Source organism: Curtobacterium sp. MCBA15_013, from assembly GCF_001865095.1.
In the GTDB taxonomy this organism is placed as follows: Bacteria; Actinomycetota; Actinomycetes; order Actinomycetales; family Microbacteriaceae; genus Curtobacterium.
This window is the reverse complement of sequence record NZ_MJGQ01000015.1, coordinates 101579-122573: the sequence shown is the minus strand read 5'-3', so window position 1 is coordinate 122573 and position 20995 is coordinate 101579. Positions and strand designations below refer to the sequence as shown.

The 20995-nt window shown below is 71.3% G+C and carries 18 protein-coding genes; 7 read left to right on the top strand and 11 right to left on the bottom strand.

What is annotated here, in order from left to right; translation table 11 throughout:
• The first annotated feature begins 41 nt into the window (after window positions 1–41).
• The 4 genes from BIV01_RS10085 to BIV01_RS10070 are packed head-to-tail and all read left to right on the top strand — an operon-like array spanning window position 42 to window position 3179.
• Window positions 42–1217: an ROK family protein gene (locus BIV01_RS10085; protein ID WP_071302727.1), complete on the top strand. Its 1176-nt coding sequence runs from the start codon at window positions 42–44 to the stop codon at window positions 1215–1217.
• Window positions 1218–1260: 43 nt separating this feature from the next.
• On the top strand, window positions 1261–1800 hold the full coding sequence (locus BIV01_RS10080) for an RNA polymerase sigma factor (protein WP_083413978.1): 540 nt from the start codon (window positions 1261–1263) through the stop codon (window positions 1798–1800).
• Window positions 1790–2578, top strand: a complete 789-nt coding sequence (locus BIV01_RS10075) for a hypothetical protein (RefSeq protein ID WP_139199292.1) — start codon at window positions 1790–1792, stop codon at window positions 2576–2578. The genes BIV01_RS10080 and BIV01_RS10075 overlap by 11 nt, the downstream gene beginning before the upstream one ends.
• Before the next feature lie 7 nt (window positions 2579–2585).
• Complete coding sequence (locus BIV01_RS10070; RefSeq protein WP_071302724.1) at window positions 2586–3179, top strand: class I SAM-dependent methyltransferase; 594 nt, start codon at window positions 2586–2588, stop codon at window positions 3177–3179.
• On the opposite strand, the gene BIV01_RS10065 is transcribed toward BIV01_RS10070, so the two are convergent.
• Entirely contained in the window at window positions 3157–3570 is a 414-nt protein-coding gene (locus BIV01_RS10065) for a hypothetical protein (RefSeq protein ID WP_139199291.1), read from the bottom strand. The two genes, BIV01_RS10070 and BIV01_RS10065, sit on opposite strands and share 23 nt — an antisense overlap.
• Before the next feature lie 83 nt (window positions 3571–3653).
• Between BIV01_RS10065 and BIV01_RS10060 the strand changes: the two genes are divergently transcribed.
• Both BIV01_RS10060 and BIV01_RS10055 read left to right on the top strand, forming a co-directional pair.
• Window positions 3654–4187 (top strand): hypothetical protein, encoded by a 534-nt coding sequence (locus BIV01_RS10060; RefSeq protein WP_071302722.1) that lies wholly within the window; start codon window positions 3654–3656, stop codon window positions 4185–4187.
• 14 nt (window positions 4188–4201) lie between these two features.
• Window positions 4202–4738, top strand: coding sequence for a hypothetical protein (locus BIV01_RS10055; RefSeq protein ID WP_071302721.1), 537 nt, complete (start codon window positions 4202–4204; stop codon window positions 4736–4738).
• Window positions 4739–4749: 11 nt separating this feature from the next.
• Here the strand turns inward: BIV01_RS10055 and BIV01_RS10050 are convergent, their stop codons facing one another.
• The 10 genes from BIV01_RS10050 to BIV01_RS10005 form a co-directional block, all read right to left on the bottom strand.
• Window positions 4750–5943, bottom strand: a complete 1194-nt coding sequence (locus BIV01_RS10050) for an alpha-hydroxy acid oxidase (RefSeq protein ID WP_071302887.1) — start codon at window positions 5941–5943, stop codon at window positions 4750–4752.
• Window positions 5944–6071: 128 nt separating this feature from the next.
• Entirely contained in the window at window positions 6072–7547 is a 1476-nt protein-coding gene (locus BIV01_RS10045) for a rhamnulokinase (protein ID WP_071302720.1), read from the bottom strand.
• Window positions 7548–7569: 22 nt separating this feature from the next.
• On the bottom strand, window positions 7570–9657 hold the full coding sequence (locus BIV01_RS10040; protein ID WP_083413942.1) for a bifunctional rhamnulose-1-phosphate aldolase/short-chain dehydrogenase: 2088 nt from the start codon (window positions 9655–9657) through the stop codon (window positions 7570–7572).
• 5 nt (window positions 9658–9662) lie between these two features.
• Entirely contained in the window at window positions 9663–10832 is a 1170-nt protein-coding gene (rhaI, locus tag BIV01_RS10035; RefSeq protein ID WP_071302718.1) for an L-rhamnose isomerase, read from the bottom strand.
• 189 nt (window positions 10833–11021) lie between these two features.
• Window positions 11022–13337: a family 78 glycoside hydrolase catalytic domain gene (locus BIV01_RS10030; RefSeq protein ID WP_071302717.1), complete on the bottom strand. Its 2316-nt coding sequence runs from the start codon at window positions 13335–13337 to the stop codon at window positions 11022–11024.
• A gap of 121 nt (window positions 13338–13458) precedes the next feature.
• The gene (locus BIV01_RS10025; protein ID WP_071295632.1) at window positions 13459–14262 is read right to left on the bottom strand and encodes a carbohydrate ABC transporter permease; all 804 of its coding nucleotides are present in this window, start codon (window positions 14260–14262) and stop codon (window positions 13459–13461) included.
• Window positions 14263–14348: 86 nt separating this feature from the next.
• Window positions 14349–15203: a carbohydrate ABC transporter permease gene (locus tag BIV01_RS10020; RefSeq protein WP_083295454.1), complete on the bottom strand. Its 855-nt coding sequence runs from the start codon at window positions 15201–15203 to the stop codon at window positions 14349–14351.
• A 79-nt stretch (window positions 15204–15282) separates the two neighbouring features.
• Window positions 15283–16605: an ABC transporter substrate-binding protein gene (locus BIV01_RS10015; RefSeq protein ID WP_070418239.1), complete on the bottom strand. Its 1323-nt coding sequence runs from the start codon at window positions 16603–16605 to the stop codon at window positions 15283–15285.
• Window positions 16606–17042: 437 nt separating this feature from the next.
• Window positions 17043–18137, bottom strand: coding sequence for a LacI family DNA-binding transcriptional regulator (locus BIV01_RS10010; protein WP_071302716.1), 1095 nt, complete (start codon window positions 18135–18137; stop codon window positions 17043–17045).
• 347 nt (window positions 18138–18484) lie between these two features.
• The gene (locus BIV01_RS10005) at window positions 18485–19495 is read right to left on the bottom strand and encodes a LacI family DNA-binding transcriptional regulator (RefSeq protein ID WP_071302715.1); all 1011 of its coding nucleotides are present in this window, start codon (window positions 19493–19495) and stop codon (window positions 18485–18487) included.
• Between the two features lie 123 nt (window positions 19496–19618).
• Here BIV01_RS10005 and BIV01_RS10000 point away from each other — a divergent pair, with 123 nt between their 5' ends.
• Entirely contained in the window at window positions 19619–20980 is a 1362-nt protein-coding gene (locus BIV01_RS10000; protein ID WP_083413939.1) for an MFS transporter, read from the top strand.
• The last annotated feature ends 15 nt before the right edge of the window (window positions 20981–20995 follow it).

The window sequence follows — 20995 nt, the reverse complement described above, 5'->3', positions numbered from 1 at the left end:
TCTAATTCTGCAAGGAACTGTTTCCGCGGTAGTGTGCGGGCATGCCGCCGCCCCGTGGAACGAGCGCAGAGACGCTGCTCGCGTACGCCTTCTCCGTGCGCGCGTTCACCGCGACCGAGGCGATCGACACGACCGGCCTGACCCGTTCCACCGTCCTGGCCGCGTGCGAGGAGCTCGTCCGCCTCGGTTGGGTCCGCGAACTCGACGACGCCCGGGCCGCGGGGGAGTACCGGATCGGCCGTCCGGCGCGCCGGTACGAGCTCGACACCGCCGGCGGCGTGGTCGTCGGCATCGACGCCGGGCAGCACCGGGTGACCGTGCTCGTCGCCGATCTGCGCGGCACCGTGCTCGGCCGCGCCGAAGGGGCCCTCGGCGACTCCGGTCTCGACGTCCCGGTCCGGCTCGGGGTCGTCGGCGAGACCGTCGCCGCCGCACTCCTCGACGCCGGGGTCGACCCGCTGCGGGTGCTCGTGTCCGTCGTCGGCATCCCCGCCCCCGTGGACGCCGGCGGCGCGTCACCCGGCGACGGCGGGTTCTGGGACCGGATGAACCCGGGCTTCGCCGACGCAGTCCCGGGTCACCGGGTCCTGGTCGAGAACGACGCCAACCTCGCCGCGCTCGCCGAACGGCCGTCCTCGGGCGACGCCTCGTTCGCAGCCCTGCTCTCCGGCGAGCGGTTCGGCAGCGGACTCGTCGTCGACGGGGTCCTGCTCCGGGGCGCCCACGGCGGCGCGGGGGAGATGCGCGTGCTCGACCTCGTCGAGGGTGTCGGGTCGTCCGACGGCATCGGTGCCACCGCCCGCCGGCTCGTCGCCGAGGCGCTCGCCGCGGGCGACGTCCCGCCGGACAGCCCCCTCGCCGCGGACGCCGACGCCTCCGTCCTGTTCCGCGCGGCGCACGACGGGGACCCGGTCGCCCTCGGCATCGTCGACCGCCTGGGGGACCGGTTGGCCCGCGTCTGCGTCCTGCTCGTCAGCCTGCTCGACATCGACCGCGTGGTCGTCGCGGGGGCCATCGCCGAGCCCGCCGGTGCCGTGATCGACCGGGCCCGGGCCTGGCTCGACGGCGCGGGGTTCGACCCGGTCCCCGAGATCGTCGCGTCGACGCTGGGCGCCGACGTCGTCGTGCTCGGCGCGGTCGCGCACGCGGTCGACGCGGTCAGGGCGACGCCGTTGTCCTTCGCCCTGACGACACGCCCGGCTGTCCCCGCGCTGTGACGATCGGACCGGTCCGGACACTGCTGGGGTGAAGGGGGTGGTCATGGATCGATCACGAGAACCGGACGCAGCACTGGTCCGGGCGGCGGGGAACGGCGACCGGGCAGCGGGCGTCGCGCTCTTCGACCGCTACGTGGCGACGGTGACCCGGTACGCCTGGGCGCTCGTCCCGTCGCGCCAGGACGTCGAGGAGGTCGTCCAGGACACGTTCGTGACGCTCTGGCGACGGGCGGCTTCCATCGAGCTCCCCGACGAGTCGATCCTGCCGTGGCTGCTGGTGGTCAGCCGCAACCACGCGGCGAACCTCCGGCGCACGCACCAGCGGCACCAGGGCGACGAACTGCCGGACGACCTGCCGGCACCGGTCGAGGACGACGACGCCCGCGACCGGCTGCGCTGGGTCAGAGCCGAGATCGACGCGCTCTCGCCGATCGACCGGCAGGTGTGCGAGCTGTGCCTCATCGACGGCCGTTCGTACGCCGAAGCCGCGACTGCGCTCGGGTTGAGCGTCGGAGCGGTCAGACAGCGGGTCGCGCGATCGCGGGCCCGGATCAAGAAGGCGGTGACGCACGATGAGCTCTGAACCTCCCGTCGGAGACGACCTGCAGCAGATGATCGTCGGCATGCGCCAGCGCTTCGTCGCACACCTCGACGCCGAACCCCGTCGGGTCTCCGTCCGCAAGCGTGTCGGGATCGCCGTCGCGATCGTGGCGCTGCTCGGTGTCGGCACCGCGAGTGGAGCGGTCGCGCTCGGGATGATCCCGAGTCCGATCGCCGCGCCGCCGGCTCCGAGCGCCTCGAGTCCCGCGGCCGTGCCCCGGCCGGACCGGACTGCCTCGTCGGCTCCCATCCGTCCGACCACCCGGCCGTCCTCGCCGACGTCCGGTGGTGTCGCGGCATCGATCCCGGACTCGTGCGCGGCGGCGGTGCCGTCAGCCGATTCCGCGCGGCTGTTCGGCCAGCGGAAGGTCGAGCAGATCCGACCCGTCGCACCCGGCGGAGTCGGATCGGACTACTGGGTCGACCCGGACGAGCCGTTCGTCGCCGACGCGGCCCTCGTCTGCCGGTGGTCCCAGACCGGGAGCCCGGAAGAATCGGACAACCTCTTCCTCGCGATGGGGTCGACCGCGGAAGGGACCCTCGACGAGCGACTCAGCGCACACGAGCAGGCGGGTTGGTCGTGCTCCGATCGGCTCGGTGGGCGGGCCTGTCAGCACAGCGAGTCGTCGGACTACTACGGCGACCCGCTGGAGACCACCCACACGTTCTTCGTCCGGGGGGACACGTGGATCTCGGTGACGCAGACCAACACGCCCACGGACGGGCTGCTCGAGGTGCTGGTCCGGCAGACGTGGCGGTGAGACGGAGGTGACGGGGCACTGGAACCACGACACGCACTTCCACCCGAGGGTGCTCGCGGCCATCCCCGAGGGCGCCCGGACCGCGCTCGACGTGGGGGCCGGCAACGGTCTGCTCGCGCGGGACCTCGCCGACGCCGGACTCGAGGTGACGGCGATCGACCTCGACGGGACCGTCCTCGACGCCGCCCGCGCCGAACACGGGAGCACCGACGTCGAGTGGGTGGTCGGTGACGTGATGACGGCCGACCTCGGGCAGCGGTTCGACGTCGTCGCCTCGATCGCGACGGTCCACCACCTGCCGGACCTCCCCGCGGCATTGGCTCGCCTCGCCGACCTCACGGCGCCCGGCGGGGTGCTCGTCGTCGTCGGGCTCGCCGAGTCGACCCGGGTGCGGGACCACCTGCTCGGGCTCGTCGGTGTCGTCCAGCACCGCTGGTACTCGTGGCGCCGCGGCTTCTGGGAACACTCGGCGCCGACGTGCTGGCCGCCGCCGCACTCCTACCCCGAAGTCGAGCAGGCGGTCCGGGCCGTCCTGATGGGGGCCGAGTACCGCCAGCACCCGCTCTGGCGCTACTCGGTCACCTGGCGCTGTCCGCGCTGATCGTCACCGGCAGGCTCGCGCCGGACCCGTCGCCGTCGTGGCTGCTCACGTCGAGGACGGCGTCGCCCACCGGCACGTCGTCGGGCAGGTCGAAGCGCCCGGCGACCTTGAACTGCTCGCCCTGCGGGGTCGGCCGCCCGAGCAGCACCGCTTCACCGGTCGACTCGGGCGTGATGGTCACCGTGACGTCGTCGGACGCACGGAACGTGCCGCCGCCGTCCTCGCAGTCGCGGTAGAGCCGGTCGACGTGCAGGTCGACCGTGCCACCGGGACGCAGGTCCGAGTCGCCGAGGTCGATCGAGGTTCCGGCGCAGGACGCGGCCGCTCCGGCCTGTACGGCGCAGCCCGACAGCGCCGCGCCGACCAGCAGCACCACGACAATCCCCGTCACCGCACGACCCTGTCCCCACCGCATGACGGCATTCCATCACCTCCGAGCGGTCCATCGGGTCACGATCTCGATACGGTCGGAGCGTGGGGAACGAAGGATCAGCTGACCAGACCGAGCCGGAGCACGACCCGTACGCCCGGCGCCCGGGCTACGTGACGAGCATCGACGGCCGGACGGACCGGACGACGAAGGCCGCCGCGATCGGTGTCGGCGCCGGTCTGGTCACCAGCTTCGTGCTGGGCTTCTTCCAAGCGATCGACTGGGTCGCGTGGCTGGTGTCCATCTCCGTCGGCGTCGCCGTCTGGCTGGTGCTCCGCGCCCGGCAACGCCGACGGGACCGGCGCGAGGGTCGTTCGCCTGCCGCCGTCGCCACCGCCCGCGACCGTGCGATCGCCGACGCGAACGGCGGCCGACGCTTCTTCGTCGCCCCGAACCCGGTCGTCGTGATCGTGATGGGCGGGATCTTCATCGCACTCGCCGTGGGGACGCTCGTGCTGGGCAGCGTGTCGGTCATCGCGGTCATCAGGACGGTCGTCCTCGTGGGGAGTGGCGCGTACTTCGTCGTCCAGGGCATCGGCACCCTCGTCGTGCGCCGCCGCCCGCCCGACCCCCGCTGACCCCCGGTTGCCTCGTGCACCGCATCCGCAAGCTCCCACTGCCGGCACTGCTCGCCCTGCTCTTCGTGCTGTTCGGCGCGTTCTGGTTCGGCATCGGGTTCGTCGTCGACGCGCACGGCTTCGACCCCGTCGAACGGGCTGTCGGTTCCCTGGTCTACGCCGCGGTGGCGACGGTGGGCTTGGGCGCGCTCATCGTGCTCCGACAGCGACGGGGTGGCGGGGACGACGTGGTGAGGGGCATCCACCGTGCCGTCCGGACCGGGGAGTTGCCGTCACAGGTCGACCGCGCCACGTGGCTGCGTGCCCTGGAGTCAGCCCGGTGGCGCTACCGCAACAACCGCGTGGTCGTCCCGGTCTCCGCCGCGGTGGCCATCGCGCTCGGGGTCTGGGCGGTAGTCGCGCTCGGGCCGACCGGGTGGGTGTTCCTCGCCGTGTGCCTCGCTCTCACCGCGTACGCGGCCTGGGAGACGCGCCGGGCGCTCCGGAACATCGAACGCCTGCTCGAGCAGCTACGCGGGCGCGCGACTCAGCCGGACGGACCGCCAGCGTGACCGCGCGCCGGTCAGCCCCGCGCGACCGGCGTCAACCGCTGCAACTGCGTCACGTGCCCCGGCTCGAGCTCGTCGAGCGAGGCCACCCCGAGCAGCCGCATCGTCCGCTCGATCTGCTCGGACAGGATCTGGATCATCCGGTCGACCCCGGCCTCGCCACCCGCCATCAGGCCGTACAGGTACGCCCGACCGACCATCGTGAACTTCGCACCGAGGGCCACCGCGGCGACGATGTCGGCGCCGGACATGATCCCCGTGTCGAGGTGCACCTCGGTGTCCTTGCCGACCTCGCGGACGACGGAGGGGAGCAGGTGGAACGGGACGGGAGCGCGGTCGAGCTGCCGGCCGCCGTGGTTCGACAGCGTGATCCCGTCGACGCCCATGTCCGCCAGTCGCTTCGCGTCCGCCAGTGACTGCACGCCCTTGACGACGACCTTGCCCTTCCACTGCGACCGGATCCACTCGAGGTCCTCGTAGGTGACGGTCGGGTCGAACATGTGGTCGAGGAGCTCGCCGACGGTGCCGGACCAGCGGTCGAGCGACGCGAACGCCAACGGCTCGGTGGTGAGGAAGTCGAACCACCACCAGGGCCGCGGGATCGCGTTCAGCACGGTGCGGGCGCTCAGCTGCGGCGGGATGGAGAACCCGTTGCGCTTGTCCCGCAGCCGGGCACCGGCGACGGGCACGTCCACGGTGACGAGCAGCGTGTCGAACCCGGCCTTCTCGGCGCGGGAGACGAGCGCCATCGACTTCTCGCGGTCCTTCCACATGTAGAGCTGGAACCAGTTGCGGCCCGACGGGTTGGCGTCGCGGACGTCCTCGATCGCGGTGGTCCCCATCGTGGAGAGCGAGAACGGGATGCCGGCGCGGCCCGCTGCCCGGGCTCCGGCGCGCTCGCCCTCGGTCTGCATCATGCGCGTGAAACCGGTCGGGGCGATGCCGAACGGGCGGGCGACGGGCGCACCGAGCACCTCGCGCGACGTGTCGACCTTCGAGACGTCCCGCAGGATCGCGGGCGTGAACTCGATGTCCTCGAACGCCTGGCGGGCACGGGCGAGGGAGATCTCGGCCTCGGCGGCGCCTTCGGTGTAGTCGAACGCGGCCTTCGGCGTGCGTCGGGCGGCGATGTCGCGCAGGTCCCAGATCGTCAGCGCCGACTCGAGACGCTGTCGCCGGCCCGGCAGCGACGGCTTCTTGAACTGCATGAGCGGCGCGAGGTCGCGCACGGTCGGCAGCTGCCGCTTGATCGGTGTGCGCCGGGCCGACGGCGCCCCGGGGGTCGCTGCCGGAGCGCCCGTCGCGGGGTCGACGCGGTGCTGGTCGTCGGTCGAGGTCATACAGACATCCTACGTCTCGGGGTGGATCGGTGGGTGGAGTGATCGGCTCGCGGGGTGTAGCGCACGGGTTCGACGGAACGGGCGATCGTCGAGCGCAGGGCCTCGAGCGAGGCGCCACCGAGGCCGCCGAGCCCGACGGCCCGCGCCTGCACGAGGACGTTGCCGAGCGCGGTCGCCTCGACCGGTCCGGCGAGCACGGGGAGCCCGGTGCGGTCGGCGGTGAGCTGGCAGAGGAGCCGGTTCTGCGATCCTCCGCCGACGACGTGCACCTGTCGGACGTCTCGGCCCGTGACGGCGACGATCGTCTCGAGGGTCGAGGCGTACGCCGAGGCGAGCGACTCGAGGATCGACCGCACGGTCTCGGCCCGCGACGCCGGGGCGGCGAGTCCGTGTGCACCGCACCAGGCGGCGATCCGTGCCGGCATGTCACCCGGCGCGGTGAACGTGTCGTCCGCGACGTCGAAGACGGGGACCGGGGCGGTGACGTCCGCTGCGGAGGCGAGCAGCGCCTCCAGGTCGACGCGCTCGCCACCGCGCTCCCAGGTGCGCACGCTCTCGGAGAGCAGCCACAGCCCGGACACGTTCTTCAGGAACCGGACGCGTCCGTCGACGCCGCCCTCGTTGGTGCAGTTGGCCTCGCGAGCCGCGTCCGACAGGACGGGTGCGTCGAGCTCGACGCCGACGAGCGACCAGGTGCCGGACGAGATGTACGCGAAGTCCGGGTCGGTGGCCGGTACCGCCACCACGGCCGAGGCCGTGTCGTGGGAGCCGACGAGCGTGACCGGCGCGGTGCCGCCGACCGCCTCGGCGACGGCGGGCAGCAGGGGACCGAGTCGGTCGCCCGGGTCGCGCAGGGTGGGCAGGAGTCCGCTCGGGAGGCGCGCAGCAGCCCGCAACGCCGGGTCCCACCCGCGGGTGGTCGCGTTCAGGACCCCGGTCGTCGAGGCGTTCGTGCGCTCGGCCGCCTCGACGCCGGTCAGCCAGTAGCCGAGCAGGTCGGGCACGAGGAGCGCCCGTTGCGCGAGCTGCAGGGACGGGTCGACGGCGAACTGGAACAGGGTGTTGAACGGCAGGTGCTGCAGGCCGTTCCGGGCGTACAGCTCGGCGGCGGAGAGTCGCTCGTGCACGGTTGCGACGCCGCCTTCGTGTCGTGCGTCGCGGTAGTGGGACGGCAGCCCGAGCAGCCGCCCGCCACGGAGCAGACCGTAGTCGACCGCCCACGAGTCGATGCCGATGCTGGCGATGTCCGGGTTCCGGGCGAAGGCGTCGCCGAGGCCCGCGTTGACCTGCCGGTACAGCTCGACGACGTCCCAGTGCAGGGCGTCGCGGCCGCCCTCGTGGAGCGCGACCGGACCGTTCGGGAACCGGGCGACGTGCTCCATCCGGACGCCGTCGGTGTCGACGTGGCCGACGATCACCCGCCCGCTCGTGGCGCCGAGGTCGACCGCGGCGACGCCGCCGCTGTTCGTCACGCTGCTGCCCCTGTCCCGGACATCAGCGCAGGAACGCTGCCGCGACCCCGGCGTCCACGGGGACGTGCAGGCCGGTCGTGTGCGAGAAGTCGTCGGTGCAGATGGCGTAGACGGCGTTGGCGACGTTCTCGGGCACGACCTCGCGCTTGAGGATCGTGCGCTGGGCGTAGAACTTGCCGAGGTCCTGCTCCTCGATGCCGTACGTCTTCGCCCGGTTCGCACCCCAGCCGGACGCGAAGATGCCCGAGCCACGGACGACACCGTCGGGGTTGATGCCGTTGACGCGCACCCCGTGCTCACCGAGTTCGGCCGCCAGCAGTCGGACCTGGTGCGCCTGGTCGGCCTTGGTCGCCGAGTAGGCGATGTTGTTCGGGCCGGCGAACACCGAGTTCTTCGACGAGATGTACACGATGTCGCCGCCGAGGCCCTGCTCGATGAGGACCTTCGCGGCCGCCTTCGACACCAGGAACGAGCCCTTCGCCATGACGTCGTGCTGCAGGTCCCAGTCCTGCTCGGTGGTCTCGAGCAGGCTCTTGCTGAGGCTCAGCCCGGCGTTGTTCACGACGAGGTCGAGGCCGCCGAAGTGCAGGAGCGTCTGCTGGACCGCGTGGTCGATCGCGCCGGCGTCCGTCACGTTCGCGGCGACGCCGATCGCCGTGTCGGTGTTCCCGATCTCGGCCGCGGCCTCCTGCGCCTTGGCGAGGTCGAGGTCCGCGATGACGACCGCGGCGCCCTCGGCCGCCAGGCGCTTCGCGATGGCCTTGCCGATGCCGCTCGCGGCTCCGGTGACGAGGGCGATGCGCGTGGCGAGCTTCTTCGGTGCGGGCATGCGCTGGAGCTTCGCCTCCTCGAGGGCCCAGTACTCGATGCGGAACTTCTCGGCCTCGTCGATGGGGGCGTAGGTGCTGAGGGACTCCGCACCACGCATGACGTTGATGGCGTTCACGTAGAACTCGCCGGCGACGCGGGCGGTCTGGGCGTCCTTGCCGTAGGAGAACATGCCGATGCCCGGGACGAGCACGATGAGCGGGTCGGCGCCGCGGATCGCCGGGCTCGTCTCGTCGGCGTGCCGGTCGTAGTACCCCTGGTAGTCGACGCGGTACTGCTCGTGGAGCTCGTGCAGGCGCGCGGTCTGCTCCTCGACCGTCGCCGTGGCGGGCAGGTCGAGGATGAGCGGCTTCACCTTGGTGCGGAGGAAGTGGTCCGGGCAGCTCGTCCCGAGGGCCGCGAGCTCCTCTGCCCGTGACGACGCGAGGAAGTCGAGCACGACGTCGCTGTCGGTGAAGTGACCCACCACCGGCTTGTCGTGCCCGGCGATGCCCCGGATCGTCGGGGCGAGGGCTGCGGCACGCTCGCGGCGCTCGTCCGTCGGCAGCGCCTCGAAGCCGCGGCGGACGGGGCCGAACGGCTGGTCCTTCCCGTGTTCGGCGATGAACGCCTCTGCCGTGTCGATGATCCAGCGGGAGTTCGCCTCGGCCTCGGCGCTGGTGTCGCCCCAGGCGGTGATGCCGTGGCCGCCGAGGATCGTGCCGATCGCCGCGGGGTGGTCCCGCTTGACCGCCGCGATGTCGAGCCCGAGCTGGAACCCCGGTCGGCGCCACGGCACCCAGACCACCTTGTCGCCGAAGACCTGCTCGGTCAGGGCCGGGCCGTCGGCGGCGGTCGCGATGGCGATGCCGGCGTCCGGGTGCAGGTGGTCGACGTGCGCGGCGTCGACGAGGGCGTGCATCGCGGTGTCGATGGAGGGTGCTGCGCCACCGCGACCGAACAGGGTGTGGTCGAACGCGGCGACCATCTCGTCCTCGCGCTCCACGCCGGGGTAGACGTCCTGCAGTGCGCGGACCCGGTCGACGCGCAGGACTGCGAGGCCCGCCGGGGTGAGGGTGCCGAGGTCGCCCCCGGAGCCCTTCACCCAGAGCAGCTCCACCGGTTCGCCCGTGACCGGGTCGGTGTCGGTGCCCTTGGCGGAGGTGTTGCCGCCCGCGTAGTTCGTGATCCGCGGATCCGAGCCGAGCGCGTTCGAACGTGCGACGAGCGCACTGATCGTGGTGTCTGCGTCGGTGCCGTGCGTTGCGGGGTCCACCCGTGCCTCCAGTCCTGTGCTTGTCATGATGTCTACGCGCCCCAGCCGGCCTGGACGCCGCCGACCCGGTCCTCGGCGATCTGCCGCTGGTAACCGGAGTCGAGGTAGGCGCGCATCGGGTTCGCAGGGAGACCGCGGGATTCGCGCCACGCGGCGAGGTCGGCGCGGACGTCGGTCTGGTACGCGTCCATGAAGATCTCGTTCGCGCCGAGGACGTCGTGCGCCTCCTGGGCGGCGGTCAGTGCGACGCGGTCGAGGAGCAGTGCTCGGGCCGTCATCTCCTGGACGTTGAGCACCGAGCGGATCTGCCCGGGGATCTTGTCCTCGATGTTGTGGCACTGGTCGAGCATGAACGCGACGTCGGGGTTGTCGTAGCCGCCGCCGCGGATGACCTCGACGAGGATGCGGAACAGCTGGAACGGGTCGGCGGCGCCCACGATGAGGTCGTCGTCGGCGTAGAAGCGCGAGTTGAAGTCGAAGCTGCCGAGCTTGCCGAGGCGGAGGAGCTGCATGACGATGAACTCGATGTTCGTGCCGGGGGCGTGGTGGCCGGTGTCGAGGCAGACCATGGCCTTCTCGCCGAGCGCCGCCGTCTGCACGTAGCTCGTGCCCCAGTCCGGGACGTCCGTGTGGTAGAACGACGGCTCGAAGAACTTGTACTCGAGCACGAGGCGCTGGTCCGGGCCGAGTCGGTCGTAGATCGTGGTCAGCGAGTCGTGGAGGCGGTCCTGGCGGGAGCGCATGTCCTCCTGGCCGGGGTAGTTCGAGCCCTCGGCGAGCCAGATCTTCAGGTCGCGGGAACCCGTGGCGTCCATCACGTCGATGCAGCGCAGGTGGTGGTCGATCGCCTTCTGCCGGATCGTCTCGTCGACGTGGGTCAGGGCGCCGAACTTGTAGTCGTCGTCCTGGAACGTGTTCGAGTTGACGGTGCCGAGGGAGACGCCGTGCTCTTCCGCGTGGCGCTTCAGGTCGGCGAAGTCGTCGACGAGGTCCCACGGGATGTGGAGCGCGACGGTCGGTGCGAGCCCGGTGTACCGGTGGACCTGGGCGGCGTCGGCGATCTTCTCGTAGGGGTCGCGCGGGGTGCCGGGGGTCCCGAACACCTTGAAGCGGGTGCCGGAGTTGCCGAACGCCCAGCTCGGGAGCTCGATCGCCTGCCGGGCCAGCTGGTCGGCGACGGAGCTGAAGTTCGCTGATGTCATCGTGTCACTTCCTCGTGTCGATTGAATCGTTTCATACGGTACGTGCTGCGCGGGGTTCGCGCAAGCCGGGGTGTGGTCGCGCGCTCCGTGGTGGCGGTTCGGGGCGGTGCTGCACAACCACAGTGCGTTCGAACCGCGCGATCGCGCGGCGCAACGTGACTTTGGTTGTGCGCCGCCCCGCGGCGGCCGCTACCCCGCGGGGACCGCGGCCGGCGCGCGCAGCTCGTGCGTGCCTCCCGACACGCGCTGCTCCGCAGCACCCGGCAGCCGCACCACCGCGGTGACGCCCTCGGGCACGGTCACCCGCACGAGCAGCTCCCCGTCGACGAGCTCCCACCGCACGGCGACGTGCCCGTGCACGGTGTCGAGCGAGGTCGACGCCCACGTGAGACCGCCTCCGGGCTGCGGCGCCACGAGCACCGACTCGTACCCGGGCGTCAACGGCGCGAGACCACCGACCACGCGGTGCATCCAGTCCGCCACGGCACCGAGCGCGTAGTGGTTGAACGACGTCATCTGGCCCGGGTTGATCGTGCCGTCCGGGAGCATCGAGTCCCACCGCTCCCACACCGTCGTCGCGCCCATCGTCACCGGGTACAGCCACGACGGGCACTCGGTCTGCAGCAGCAGCCGGTACGCGTCCTCGAGGTGTCCGGTCTGCGTCAGCGCATCCGTGATGAACGGCGTCCCGGCGAAGCCCGTCGAGATCCGGTACCCGGACTGCTCGACGAGCTCCGCCAGACGGTCGCCGGCCGTGGCCCGCTCCGCCTCGGACAGGATCCCGAACACGATCGCGAGCGTGTACACGGTCGTGCAGTCGGACAGGATCCGACCGTCGTCCTGCAGGTAGTGGGTCCGGAAGCCGGCCTGGAGGCGCGACGCGAGTTCCCGGAACTCGCTCGCCTCCGCCTCGTGGCCGCCCAACAGCTCGGCCGCGTCCGCCGCGATGGTGGCGGACCGGTACGCGCAGATCGTCGCGACGACGCCCTTGTCGGCCTTCGCCGCCGCGGGGTCCTCCGGCGGGGCGTCCGGGTCCAGCCAGTCGCCGAACTGGAACACGGTGTCCCACAGGTCCTCGGGGGAGAGGTGGTCGCGGATCCGCCGGAGGTGCGCGGCCATGGACGGGAACTGCTCCTCGAGCACCGCGGTGTCGCCGTACGCCTGGTAGAGCGTCCAGGGCACCCACACCCCGGCGTCCGACCAGACTGCGGTGGCGTCGGGCTTGCCGAAGTCCTCGGCGGGCGAGTACTTCAGCACGTCCGGCACGACGAAGGGGATGATGCCGTCGGCGTGCTGCTGCTCGAGCCACACGTCGCGGAGCCAGTCGCCGAGGAACGCCCGCGTGTCGAAGAGGTACGAGGCCGTCGGCGCGAACGCCGCGATGTCGCCGGTCCACCCGAGTCGTTCGTCGCGCTGCGGGCAGTCGGTCGGCACGCTGAGGAAGTTGCCCTGCATGCCTCGCACCACGTTGTCGTGGAAGGTGTTCAGCAGCTCGTGGCTCGACTCGAACGTGCCGGTGCGGGGGAGGTCCGACCCGACCTGCACCGCGGTGAGGGCGGTGCGGAGCTCGTCGAGCGTGCCGGGCCACCCGTCGACCTGGGCGTACCGGAAGCCGTGGAACGTGAAGCGCGGCTCGAAGACGTCCTGGCCGTCCCCGCTGAGGGTGAAGTGGTCGGTGGCCTTCGCGGTGCGCAGGGGGCGCGTGCCGAGCTCGTCGTGCTCGAGGACCTCGGCGTGCTGCAGGGTCAGGACCGTCCCCGCCGGGCCGGACGCGGTCACCCGGATCCAGCCGACGAGGTTCACGCCGAAGTCGACCAGCGTGGCGCCGGCGGGGCTCGTCCAGACCTCGACCGGGGCGATCTCGGCGAGCGGTCGGACGGGCGGCACGGTGTCGGCGACGAGCTCGCGCTCCCCGAGGTCCACCGTGTGCACCGTGCTCGTGCGGCCCTCGTGTCCGTCCACACTCGGCACCGTCACGTCACCGGGCGTGAGGAAGGAGCCGTCGCGCAGGCGGGCATCGACGTCCTCGCCGTCGTAGAGCTGGTCGGCCGTGATCGCACTCGACAGCGCCTGCCAGTCGGTGTCGGTCGCGACGAGCTGCTCGTGGCCGTCAGCGAAGGTGACGCGGAGTTCGGCGAACCCGGCGACCTCGTCGGCGTACCAGCCGCCACCGCCGCCCCAGGCGAGGCGTCCGGCGGCCCAGCCCTTGCCGAGGACGAGCGCGAGGACGGCGGCGCCGCCCGGCTCGGCGTCGGTGAGGTGTGCCGTGACGTCGTGCGAGACGACGCGGACGCGCCACTCGTAGCTCGTCCACCCCGGTTCGAGCAGGTGGTCGGAGACGCGCTGCCCGCCGAGCCAGGCCTCGACGACGCCGAGGGCGCTGACGTCGAGGGTCGCGCTCGTCACGGCGCCGTGGCCGTCGTCGAGGGTGAACTCCCGGCGCAGGATCGGTGCGCTCCCGAGGTCGGCGTCGCTCGCGATGAACGGTGCTGTCCAGGCGGTCATGTGGTGTGTCCTTTCACGCGACCGGTCGTCGTCGACCGGTGCGGGGGTCGTGGGCCCGGCCACCCGCCCGCGGGGGCGGGGTGGTGGAGGCGGGTCGCGCCTCCAGGCCGTGGATCGGGCGTCAGCCCTTGACGGCGCCGCTCGTCATGCCGGCGACGATCTGACGGTTGAAGAAGATGTAGAGGATCAGCGGCGGGATCGTGATGAGCAGCACGTCCGTGAACAGCAGGTTCAGCTGGCTGACCGACTGGCTCTGGAACGTGTACAGCGTCTGCTGCACCGTCGCGTTCTCCGAACCCGGCAGGAAGTACAGCGGGTTCGTGAAGTCGTTGAACACGGTCACGGACTGCACGAGCACGACCGTGATGATGACCGGCTTGAGCAGCGGCAGGACGACCCCGAAGAACAGGCGGATCGGACCGGCGCCGTCGAGCACGGCTGCCTCGTCGAGCTCCTTGGGGATCGTCGCGACGAACGCCCGGAAGAGCAGGATGCAGAACGAGAGGCCGAAGGTCGCCTCGATGAGGATCATCCCGCCCATGGTCTTGAACAGGTTGAGCCCCTGCAGCACCCAGATCGTCGGGACGATCGCGGGCGGGACGATGAGGCCGGCCAGGACGAAGAAGTTGATCAGACCGTTCCACTTGCTCGGCCGCCGTTGCAGGACGTAGCCGACCATCGCGGAGAACACCACCATGATGATGACGCTCCCCACGGTGAGCACGGCGCTGTTCAGGAACGAGCGCAGGATCCCGCCGTCGCCGGTCTGCATGACCGCCACGAGGTTCTGCCACAGCTGCCACTGGGTCGGCAGGCTGAAGCCGAGCTGGTTGGCCTCGGCCGGGCTCTTCGCGGCCTGCAGCAGGACGAAGACGAACGGCACGAGGAAGACCACGAAGCTGACGACGATCGCGACGATGCCGATGACCCACTTGCGTGCGGTGTGCGGGCTTCGTCGGCGCGGGGTGGGCGTCTTCGCGGCGCCGGCGCGTCGGCCGGTGGTGATCGCGGTCACAGGTCCGCCTCCTTGCGGTTGATGAGCCAGGAGATCGGGACCATGATCGCCGTGACCACGATGAACAACACGACGTTGCCGGCGGTCGACAGCCCGTAGAACCCGGCCTGGTACTGCTTGTAGATCACGCTCGCGATGACGTCGCTCGTGAAGCCGGGTCCGCCGCCGGTCATCGCCCAGATGAGGTCGAACGACCGCAGGCCGCCGATGAGCGACAGGATGATGACCGTCCCCATCGCCGGGCGGGACAGCGGCAGCGTGATGTTCTTGAAGATCGTCCACGCGCTGGCGCCGTCGACCCGGGCGGCCTCGAAGTACTCCTGGGGGATCGCCACGATGCCGGCGATGAAGATGAGCGTCGCGATGCCGACGCCCTTCCAGACGTCCACCGCGGCGACGCTCCAGAGGGCGAGGGCCGGGTCGGTCAGCCATCCAGGTGTGGGGAGGCCGACTGCCCCGAGGGCGCCGTTGATGATCCCGTGGAAGGGGTCCATCAGCGCCTTGAACGTGATGCCGATGCCGATGGTCGACACCAGCACGGGGAAGAACACCACCGCTCGGAGGTACCCGCGCCCGAGCACGGGGCTCGTGAGGAGCAGGGCGAGGGCGAGTCCGAGGACCACCTTCGCCGCGCTCGTCACGAACCCGTACTCGAACGTGTGCACGAACCCGGAGACGAGCTGCGGGTCCTGGAAGAACCGGACGAAGTTGTCGAAGCCGATGAAGGTCTGGTCGAACAGCGTCCAGCGGGTGAGCGAGAAGTAGAACCCCGCGAAGGTCGGGACCGCGAAGAACACGACGTAGAGCGCGATCGCCGGGATGAAGAACCAGGCCGGGTAGAACGAGCGCATGCGGCGCCGTGCCGGCCCGGGGCCTGCCTTCGTGGTCTGCGGCGGGGCCACCGCCGTCGTGAGGGTCGCGGTCACCGGATCACCAGCCCTTGATGCCGAGCTGCTGGGCCTGCTGGACGACGTCGTCGTCGTACTGGTCAGCGCCCTTCGCCGCGTTCGTGATGCCCGAGCCGACCTGCACGCAGATCTTCTCGAGGTTCGGGCCCTTGATCGGGGAGAGGAACTCGAGTGCCGGGCTCGCCTTGCCGTCGTCGAGGTACTTCTGCAGGTCGCCGATCATCGGCGGGACGGAGTCGGGCAGGGTGCAGGTCGAGATGACGTACGGGCCACCGGGGGTGCCGGTGTCGTTCTGCACCTTGCAGCCCTCGGACGAGTTCGCGAAGGCGACGAACTTCTTGGCGGCCGCGAGCTTGTCACCCGTGGTCGTCTTCGGGATGTAGAGGCCGTTCGGCTCCCAGATGGTGAGGTTCGTGTCGTCCGCGTTCTCCGCCGGGAGGGCGAAGGCACCGATGTCGTTCACCGCGTCGGGCGAGTCCTGCTGGATCGCCGAGATCGCGTTGGTCAGCATCGGGTACTGGGCACCCTTGCCCTCGGCGAGCATCTTCAGGCCGTTCGCCTGCGTGGCGGACGCGTAGTCCTCGTTGTAGAGGTCCTTGTCCTTGCCCTCCTGGAGGTGCTGGAACCCGGCCAGTGCCGGCTGCTCCGCGTAGGACTCCTTGTGCTTCGTGTACTGCGTCGCCCAGTTCTTCTGCTGCGCGGTGATGTTCGCGAAGTCGCCGAGGACGAACAGCTGGCTGGTCCAGGTGTCGCCGTAGGTCTGGATGATCGGCGCGATGCCGGCGTCCTTGATCTTTTCGCTGTTGCTGATGAAGTCCGCCCACGTGGTCGGGACGCTCAGGCCGAGGTCCGCGTAGACCTTCTTGTTGTAGAGGACGGCGCCGCCGAAGCTGGTGCCGAACGGTGCGCCGTACATGCCCTTGTCGGTGCTGACGACCTTGGTGAACTGCGGGTCGACGTCCTTCGCCCAGCTCTCCTTCGAGAGGTCGACGAGCGTGTTGTCCGGGTTGAGCGCCTGCATGAGCGAGCCGGAGTTGTAGTTGAAGACGTCGGCCATCTCGCCGGTCGACAGCCGGGTCTTCACCAGGTTGTCGCCGTCGGTGCCCTGCGGCTTCGTGTCGAACTTGACGGTGATGTCGGGGTTCGCCTTCTCGAACGCGGCGATGAGCGGCTTCGCGGTGGCGGCGGTGGCCTCGGCGTTGTCGGCGAGGTACGTGATCGTGACCTTGCCGCCGCCGCTGCCGGTGTCGGCGGAGCCGCCCGACGAGCACGCGGCCAGGCTGCCGATGAGGACCGCGGCGCCGCCGATGGCGAGCAACCTGGTGGTCAGGGGACGAGCGGACATTCCTTACCTCCTCGTAAGGCCCGGGACTGGGGGAACCCGGGTGAAACGGACCCGGTCACCGCGCCGATGCGGTTCCCGGTGGTGCTGTTTAGAACGTTTCAATCGGAATGGAACCATGCGGATTGAAGCGTGTCAATCACCGATCCTGATTCGTTACCCAAGTGCGCGGTCCCGCCGGCCGCTGGGGCCGGGAGGCGCGGGGCGGGCCGGCGGGCGGGGCGCGCTAGGCGGGGTGGTCGCGAGTTTTCGCGCTGGCCGACAGTTCACGGGGCCGGCGGCGCGTGAGGTGTCGCTCAGCGCGAAACCTCGCGCGCGCGGGCCACCGCGCGAGACTCGCCTCGGCGGACACTTTCGCGGCTCCGCGCCCGCGAAACTGTCCGCCTCCGCGAGACTCGGGAACGCCGAACGCCGAACGCCGAGCGCCGCGCGCGCCCCGCTCAGGCCTCGGTACGCCTCGGGTCGCTCGGCGCCGTCCGGGCAGCCACCTCGGCCGCCCCCGCCCGCCCGAGGGTGCTCTCGCGCGGCACCAGCTCGCTCCCGAGCACCACCGTCCGGTGCACGTGCTCCGCGGGGTCCTCGTCGAGTTCGGCCAGCATGAGCTCGACCGCCGCCGCGCCCATCTCCGACCCGTGCATCGTCACCGACGTCAGCGGCACGGCGCCGCCCCACGCGACCGAGTTGTGGTCGCAGCCCGACACCGGGATGTCCTCCGGCACCCGGATCCCCGCCGCGCGCAGTTCGGACACGACCGCCATCGCCAGCAGGTCCGTCACGCCGAGGATGCCGTCCGGCCGCTCGTCCACCGGCATGGCGGCGATGCGTGCACCGGCGTCGGTCCCGCCGGGAGGGTCGATGTCTCCCGCGTCGATGTCGACGAGCGTGACCTCGGGGTGGGCGGCGACCGCACGGCGCACCCCAGCCCGCCGACGTTCGACGGGCTGCAGCTCCGCGCGGGCGCTGACGAACCCGATGCGTCGGCAGCCGCGCTCGATGAGGTGCTCCGTCGCGAGGAACGCCGCTTGCTCGTTGTCCACCACCACCGAGCACGCATCGACCTCGGTCGGCTCGAAGTTCACGTAGACCACCGGTCGCCCGTGCCGCCGCGTGGTCTCGACCTGCTCGCGGGACTGGGTCATCGGGGCGAGCAGGATCCCCGACACACGTGCGCTCTCGAGGAACGCGAGGTGCTCACCCTGCGCCTGCAGGTCGTCCTCGCTGCTCGTGATGAGCAGGGTCAGCCCACGCTCACGCGCGGCGAGCTGCGCACCGTTCACCATGTCGCTGAACAGGGAGTTGCGGAGGGACATCACGACGAGCCCGATCGCCCGCGTGCTCCCCGAGGCGAGTGCCCGCGCGTTGCGGTTCGGCGTGTACCCGAGGTCGGTGATCGCGGCACGGACCCGCGCTGCGGTCGCGTCGGCCACGCGTTCCGGGTGGTTCAGCACGTTCGAGACCGTCGCGAGCGAGACGCCCGCCCGAGCGGCGACGTGGTGCACGCTCGGCGGTCCGTCGCGCCGGGGGACATGCACCATGCTCCGATCGTAGGCGGACCGGCGCGCCCTCCCGGCCATCCGCCGGACAGGACGGCGGACCGGCGCGCCCTCCCGGCCATCCGCCGGACGCGAGGTGGGCCCCACCAGCCGGTTCCGGCGCACCGCGCCAGCGGGGCGACGGCCGTGACTGGAGGCGCGGTGCGGCGCCGACCCGCGCCTCCCGTCCGACGCGGCTCGCCGCCCCGTTCGCCAAAGCGACGGTGTGCCGCGAACGGTTGCCTGGGGTCTGTCGCTCTGCCGTCACGGACGCCACGGCATGCCTGTGTCCTGTCGCTCCGGCGGCACGATCACGGGCGCGCGGCGAAGCGCGCAGCGCGCAGCGCACTTCAGCGCTCGGCGACGGTGGACTGCCGCACGACGAGCTCGGGCGTGAACTCCACGTGCAGCTGGTCCGTGCCCTGCCCCTGGTCCACCTGGGCGAGCAGCAGCTCGATCGCCCGCCGCCCGAGGTCCTGCGCCGGCTGCCGCACCGAGGTGAGCGGGACGACCGCGGCCTCGGCGAACGCGATGTCGTCGTACCCGACGATCGCGATCTCCTCCGGAACCCGGATCGACCCGCGCATGATGAACGCCTGTTCGAGGCCGACGGCGAGCAGGTCGTTCGCCGCGAACACCGCGTCCGGGCGGTCGGCGGCCGGGCGGGTCTGGATCTCCTCGCCGACGCGCCGACCCTCGAGGACGGAGAGCGACGTGGTCGGGATCACCTCGAGCGCCGCACCCGCCGCCTCGGCCGCGGCGACCGCGCCGGAGTGGCGGTCGGTGACCTGCCGGATGCCGAACGGGCCGCCGACGAAGGCGATCCGCCGGCGTCCGATCGCGGTGAGGTGCGTGACGGCGATGCGGCCTCCGGCGACGTCGTCGACGGAGACGGACGCGAAGTGCTCGTCGTCGGCGCGGCGGTCCACGAGGACCACGGCGGTGCCCTGGTCGCGCAGGCGCTCGAGGCGGCCGAGGTCGTCCCCGGCGGGGGAGATGAGGAGTCCGGCGACGCGGCGCTCCTCGAAGAGGTCGACGTAGGTGTGCTCGCGGTCGACCGACTCGTCGGAGTTCCCGACGAGGACGGCCAGGCCCTTCTGCATGGCCGCGTCCTCGGCGCCGCGGGCGACGTCGGTGAAGAACGGGTTCCCGCCGTCGAGCACGATGAGCCCGACGGTCGAGCTGCGGCCGGCGCGGAGCTGGCGGGCGGAGTCGTTGCGGACGAACCCGAGTTCGGCGATCGCGGACTGCACGCGTTCGACGGTCCCCGGTGCCACCTTGTCGGGACGGTTCAGCACGTTCGAGACGGTGCCGAGTGACACGCCGGCGAGCGCTGCGACGTCCCGAACGCTCACTGCCATGGGGTCATCCTGGCATCGGGGCGGGCGTTCCGGTGGAGCGACTTGCCCTCCGGCCGAACGACGAGTACCGTCTCCGCAGCACCGTTGAAACGATTCACTGACGAACACGCGAACGGAGGACCAATGGCGGTCCGTATCGGAGCCCGCAACACCACGGGCTGGAAGGCGACGATCTCGGTCGCCATGTCGAACTACATCGAGTCGGGGTCGATCATCGCGATCGCCACGAGCCTCAGCCTGTGGCAGGCGCAGTTCCACGTCGGGGACCTGCAGGTCGGGCTCCTCGCCAGCCTGTCCGCGAACGCGTTCGGCGCAGCGGCCGGTGCCATCGTCGGCGGACCCCTGTGCGACCGCTACGGCCGGAAGTTCATCTACACCTACGACCTGCTGCTCTACATGCTCGGGATCCTGCTCGCGGTGTTCGCCGGCAGCTACGGCATGCTCCTCGTCGGGTTCATCCTCACCGGCATCGCGGTCGGTGCGGGCGTCCCCGCGAGCTGGACCTACATCGCCGAGCAGGCCCCGGCCGACAAGCGCGCTGCCCACGTCGGGACCGCGCAGCTCGCCTGGTCGATCGGCCCCATGGTCGGCTTCGCCCTGGCCATCGCCGCCGCGCCGCTCGGGCTCCTCGGCAGCCGCCTGATCTTCGCGCACCTGTTCGTCGTCGCCGCGATCGTGTGGTGGCTGCGACGCGGCCTGCCCGAGTCCACGATCTGGAAGGACGAGCGCGCGGCCACCGGCTCCGCGAACTTCTTCCACGGCTTCACCCAGCTGTTCAGCCGCCGCAAGAACCTGACCGCGATGCTGTTCCTGTTCGGCGTCTACGCGCTCTGGAACACCGTGGCCGGGCAGGCCGGCATCTTCCAGCCCCGCGTCTACTCCGCCACCGGCGTGACGAGCGTCACCGAGCAGTACGGGCTGCAGATCCTCGTGTGGGGCTGCACCGTCGCCGCGACGTACTTCGGGTTCATGCGCTTCGCCGACCGGATGAGCCGGAGGCTGCTCTACGCGATCGGCGCCGCGCTCGCGGTCGTCGCCTGGGCCGTCCTCATCTACGCGCCCGCGAACCTCGGCACGCTGCTGTTCTTCGCGATCGCGTGGGGCATCTCGTCGGGCATCGGCGCGCAGGCGTTCTACGGGCTCTGGACGAGCGAGCTGTTCGCCACCCGGTACCGGGCGAGCGCGCAGGGCGTCCTGTTCCTCGCCGCGCGGGTCATGGTCGGGCTGCTGAGCATCTGGTTCCCGCTCCTGCTCTCCGACATCGGGCTCCGTGCACTCGGCGGGCTCATCCTCGGTCTGCTCGCGCTGTCGTTCCTGATCGGGACGATCTGGGCGCCGCGGACGCAGGGCAAGACCCTCGAGGAGATCGAGGCCGAACGCTACGGCACCGTCACCAGCGCGACCGGCACGGTCCGCACGCCCGAGGAGCACGCCGCGCGCCAGCAGGCGCTGCGGGGTGCGCGAGACGAGCGGACGCCACGGTGAGCGACGCGGACCAGC

Excerpts from the sequence above, each read along its gene's own strand:
- BIV01_RS10085 (WP_071302727.1), top strand. The coding sequence starts at position 42 with ATGCCGCCGCCCCGTGGAACGAGCGCAGAGACGCTGCTCGCGTACGCC.
- BIV01_RS10080 (WP_083413978.1), top strand. The coding sequence starts at position 1,261 with ATGGATCGATCACGAGAACCGGACGCAGCACTGGTCCGGGCGGCGGGG.
- BIV01_RS10075 (WP_139199292.1), top strand. The coding sequence starts at position 1,790 with ATGAGCTCTGAACCTCCCGTCGGAGACGACCTGCAGCAGATGATCGTC.
- BIV01_RS10050 (WP_071302887.1), bottom strand. The coding sequence starts at position 5,943 with ATGCAGTTCAAGAAGCCGTCGCTGCCGGGCCGGCGACAGCGTCTCGAG.
- BIV01_RS10040 (WP_083413942.1), bottom strand. The coding sequence starts at position 9,657 with ATGACAAGCACAGGACTGGAGGCACGGGTGGACCCCGCAACGCACGGC.
- rhaI (WP_071302718.1), bottom strand. The coding sequence starts at position 10,832 with ATGACATCAGCGAACTTCAGCTCCGTCGCCGACCAGCTGGCCCGGCAG.
- BIV01_RS10030 (WP_071302717.1), bottom strand. The coding sequence starts at position 13,337 with ATGACCGCCTGGACAGCACCGTTCATCGCGAGCGACGCCGACCTCGGG.
- BIV01_RS10020 (WP_083295454.1), bottom strand. The coding sequence starts at position 15,203 with ATGCGCTCGTTCTACCCGGCCTGGTTCTTCATCCCGGCGATCGCGCTC.
- BIV01_RS10015 (WP_070418239.1), bottom strand. The coding sequence starts at position 16,605 with ATGTCCGCTCGTCCCCTGACCACCAGGTTGCTCGCCATCGGCGGCGCC.
- BIV01_RS10010 (WP_071302716.1), bottom strand. The coding sequence starts at position 18,137 with ATGGTGCATGTCCCCCGGCGCGACGGACCGCCGAGCGTGCACCACGTC.
- BIV01_RS10005 (WP_071302715.1), bottom strand. The coding sequence starts at position 19,495 with ATGGCAGTGAGCGTTCGGGACGTCGCAGCGCTCGCCGGCGTGTCACTC.
- BIV01_RS10000 (WP_083413939.1), top strand. The coding sequence starts at position 19,619 with ATGGCGGTCCGTATCGGAGCCCGCAACACCACGGGCTGGAAGGCGACG.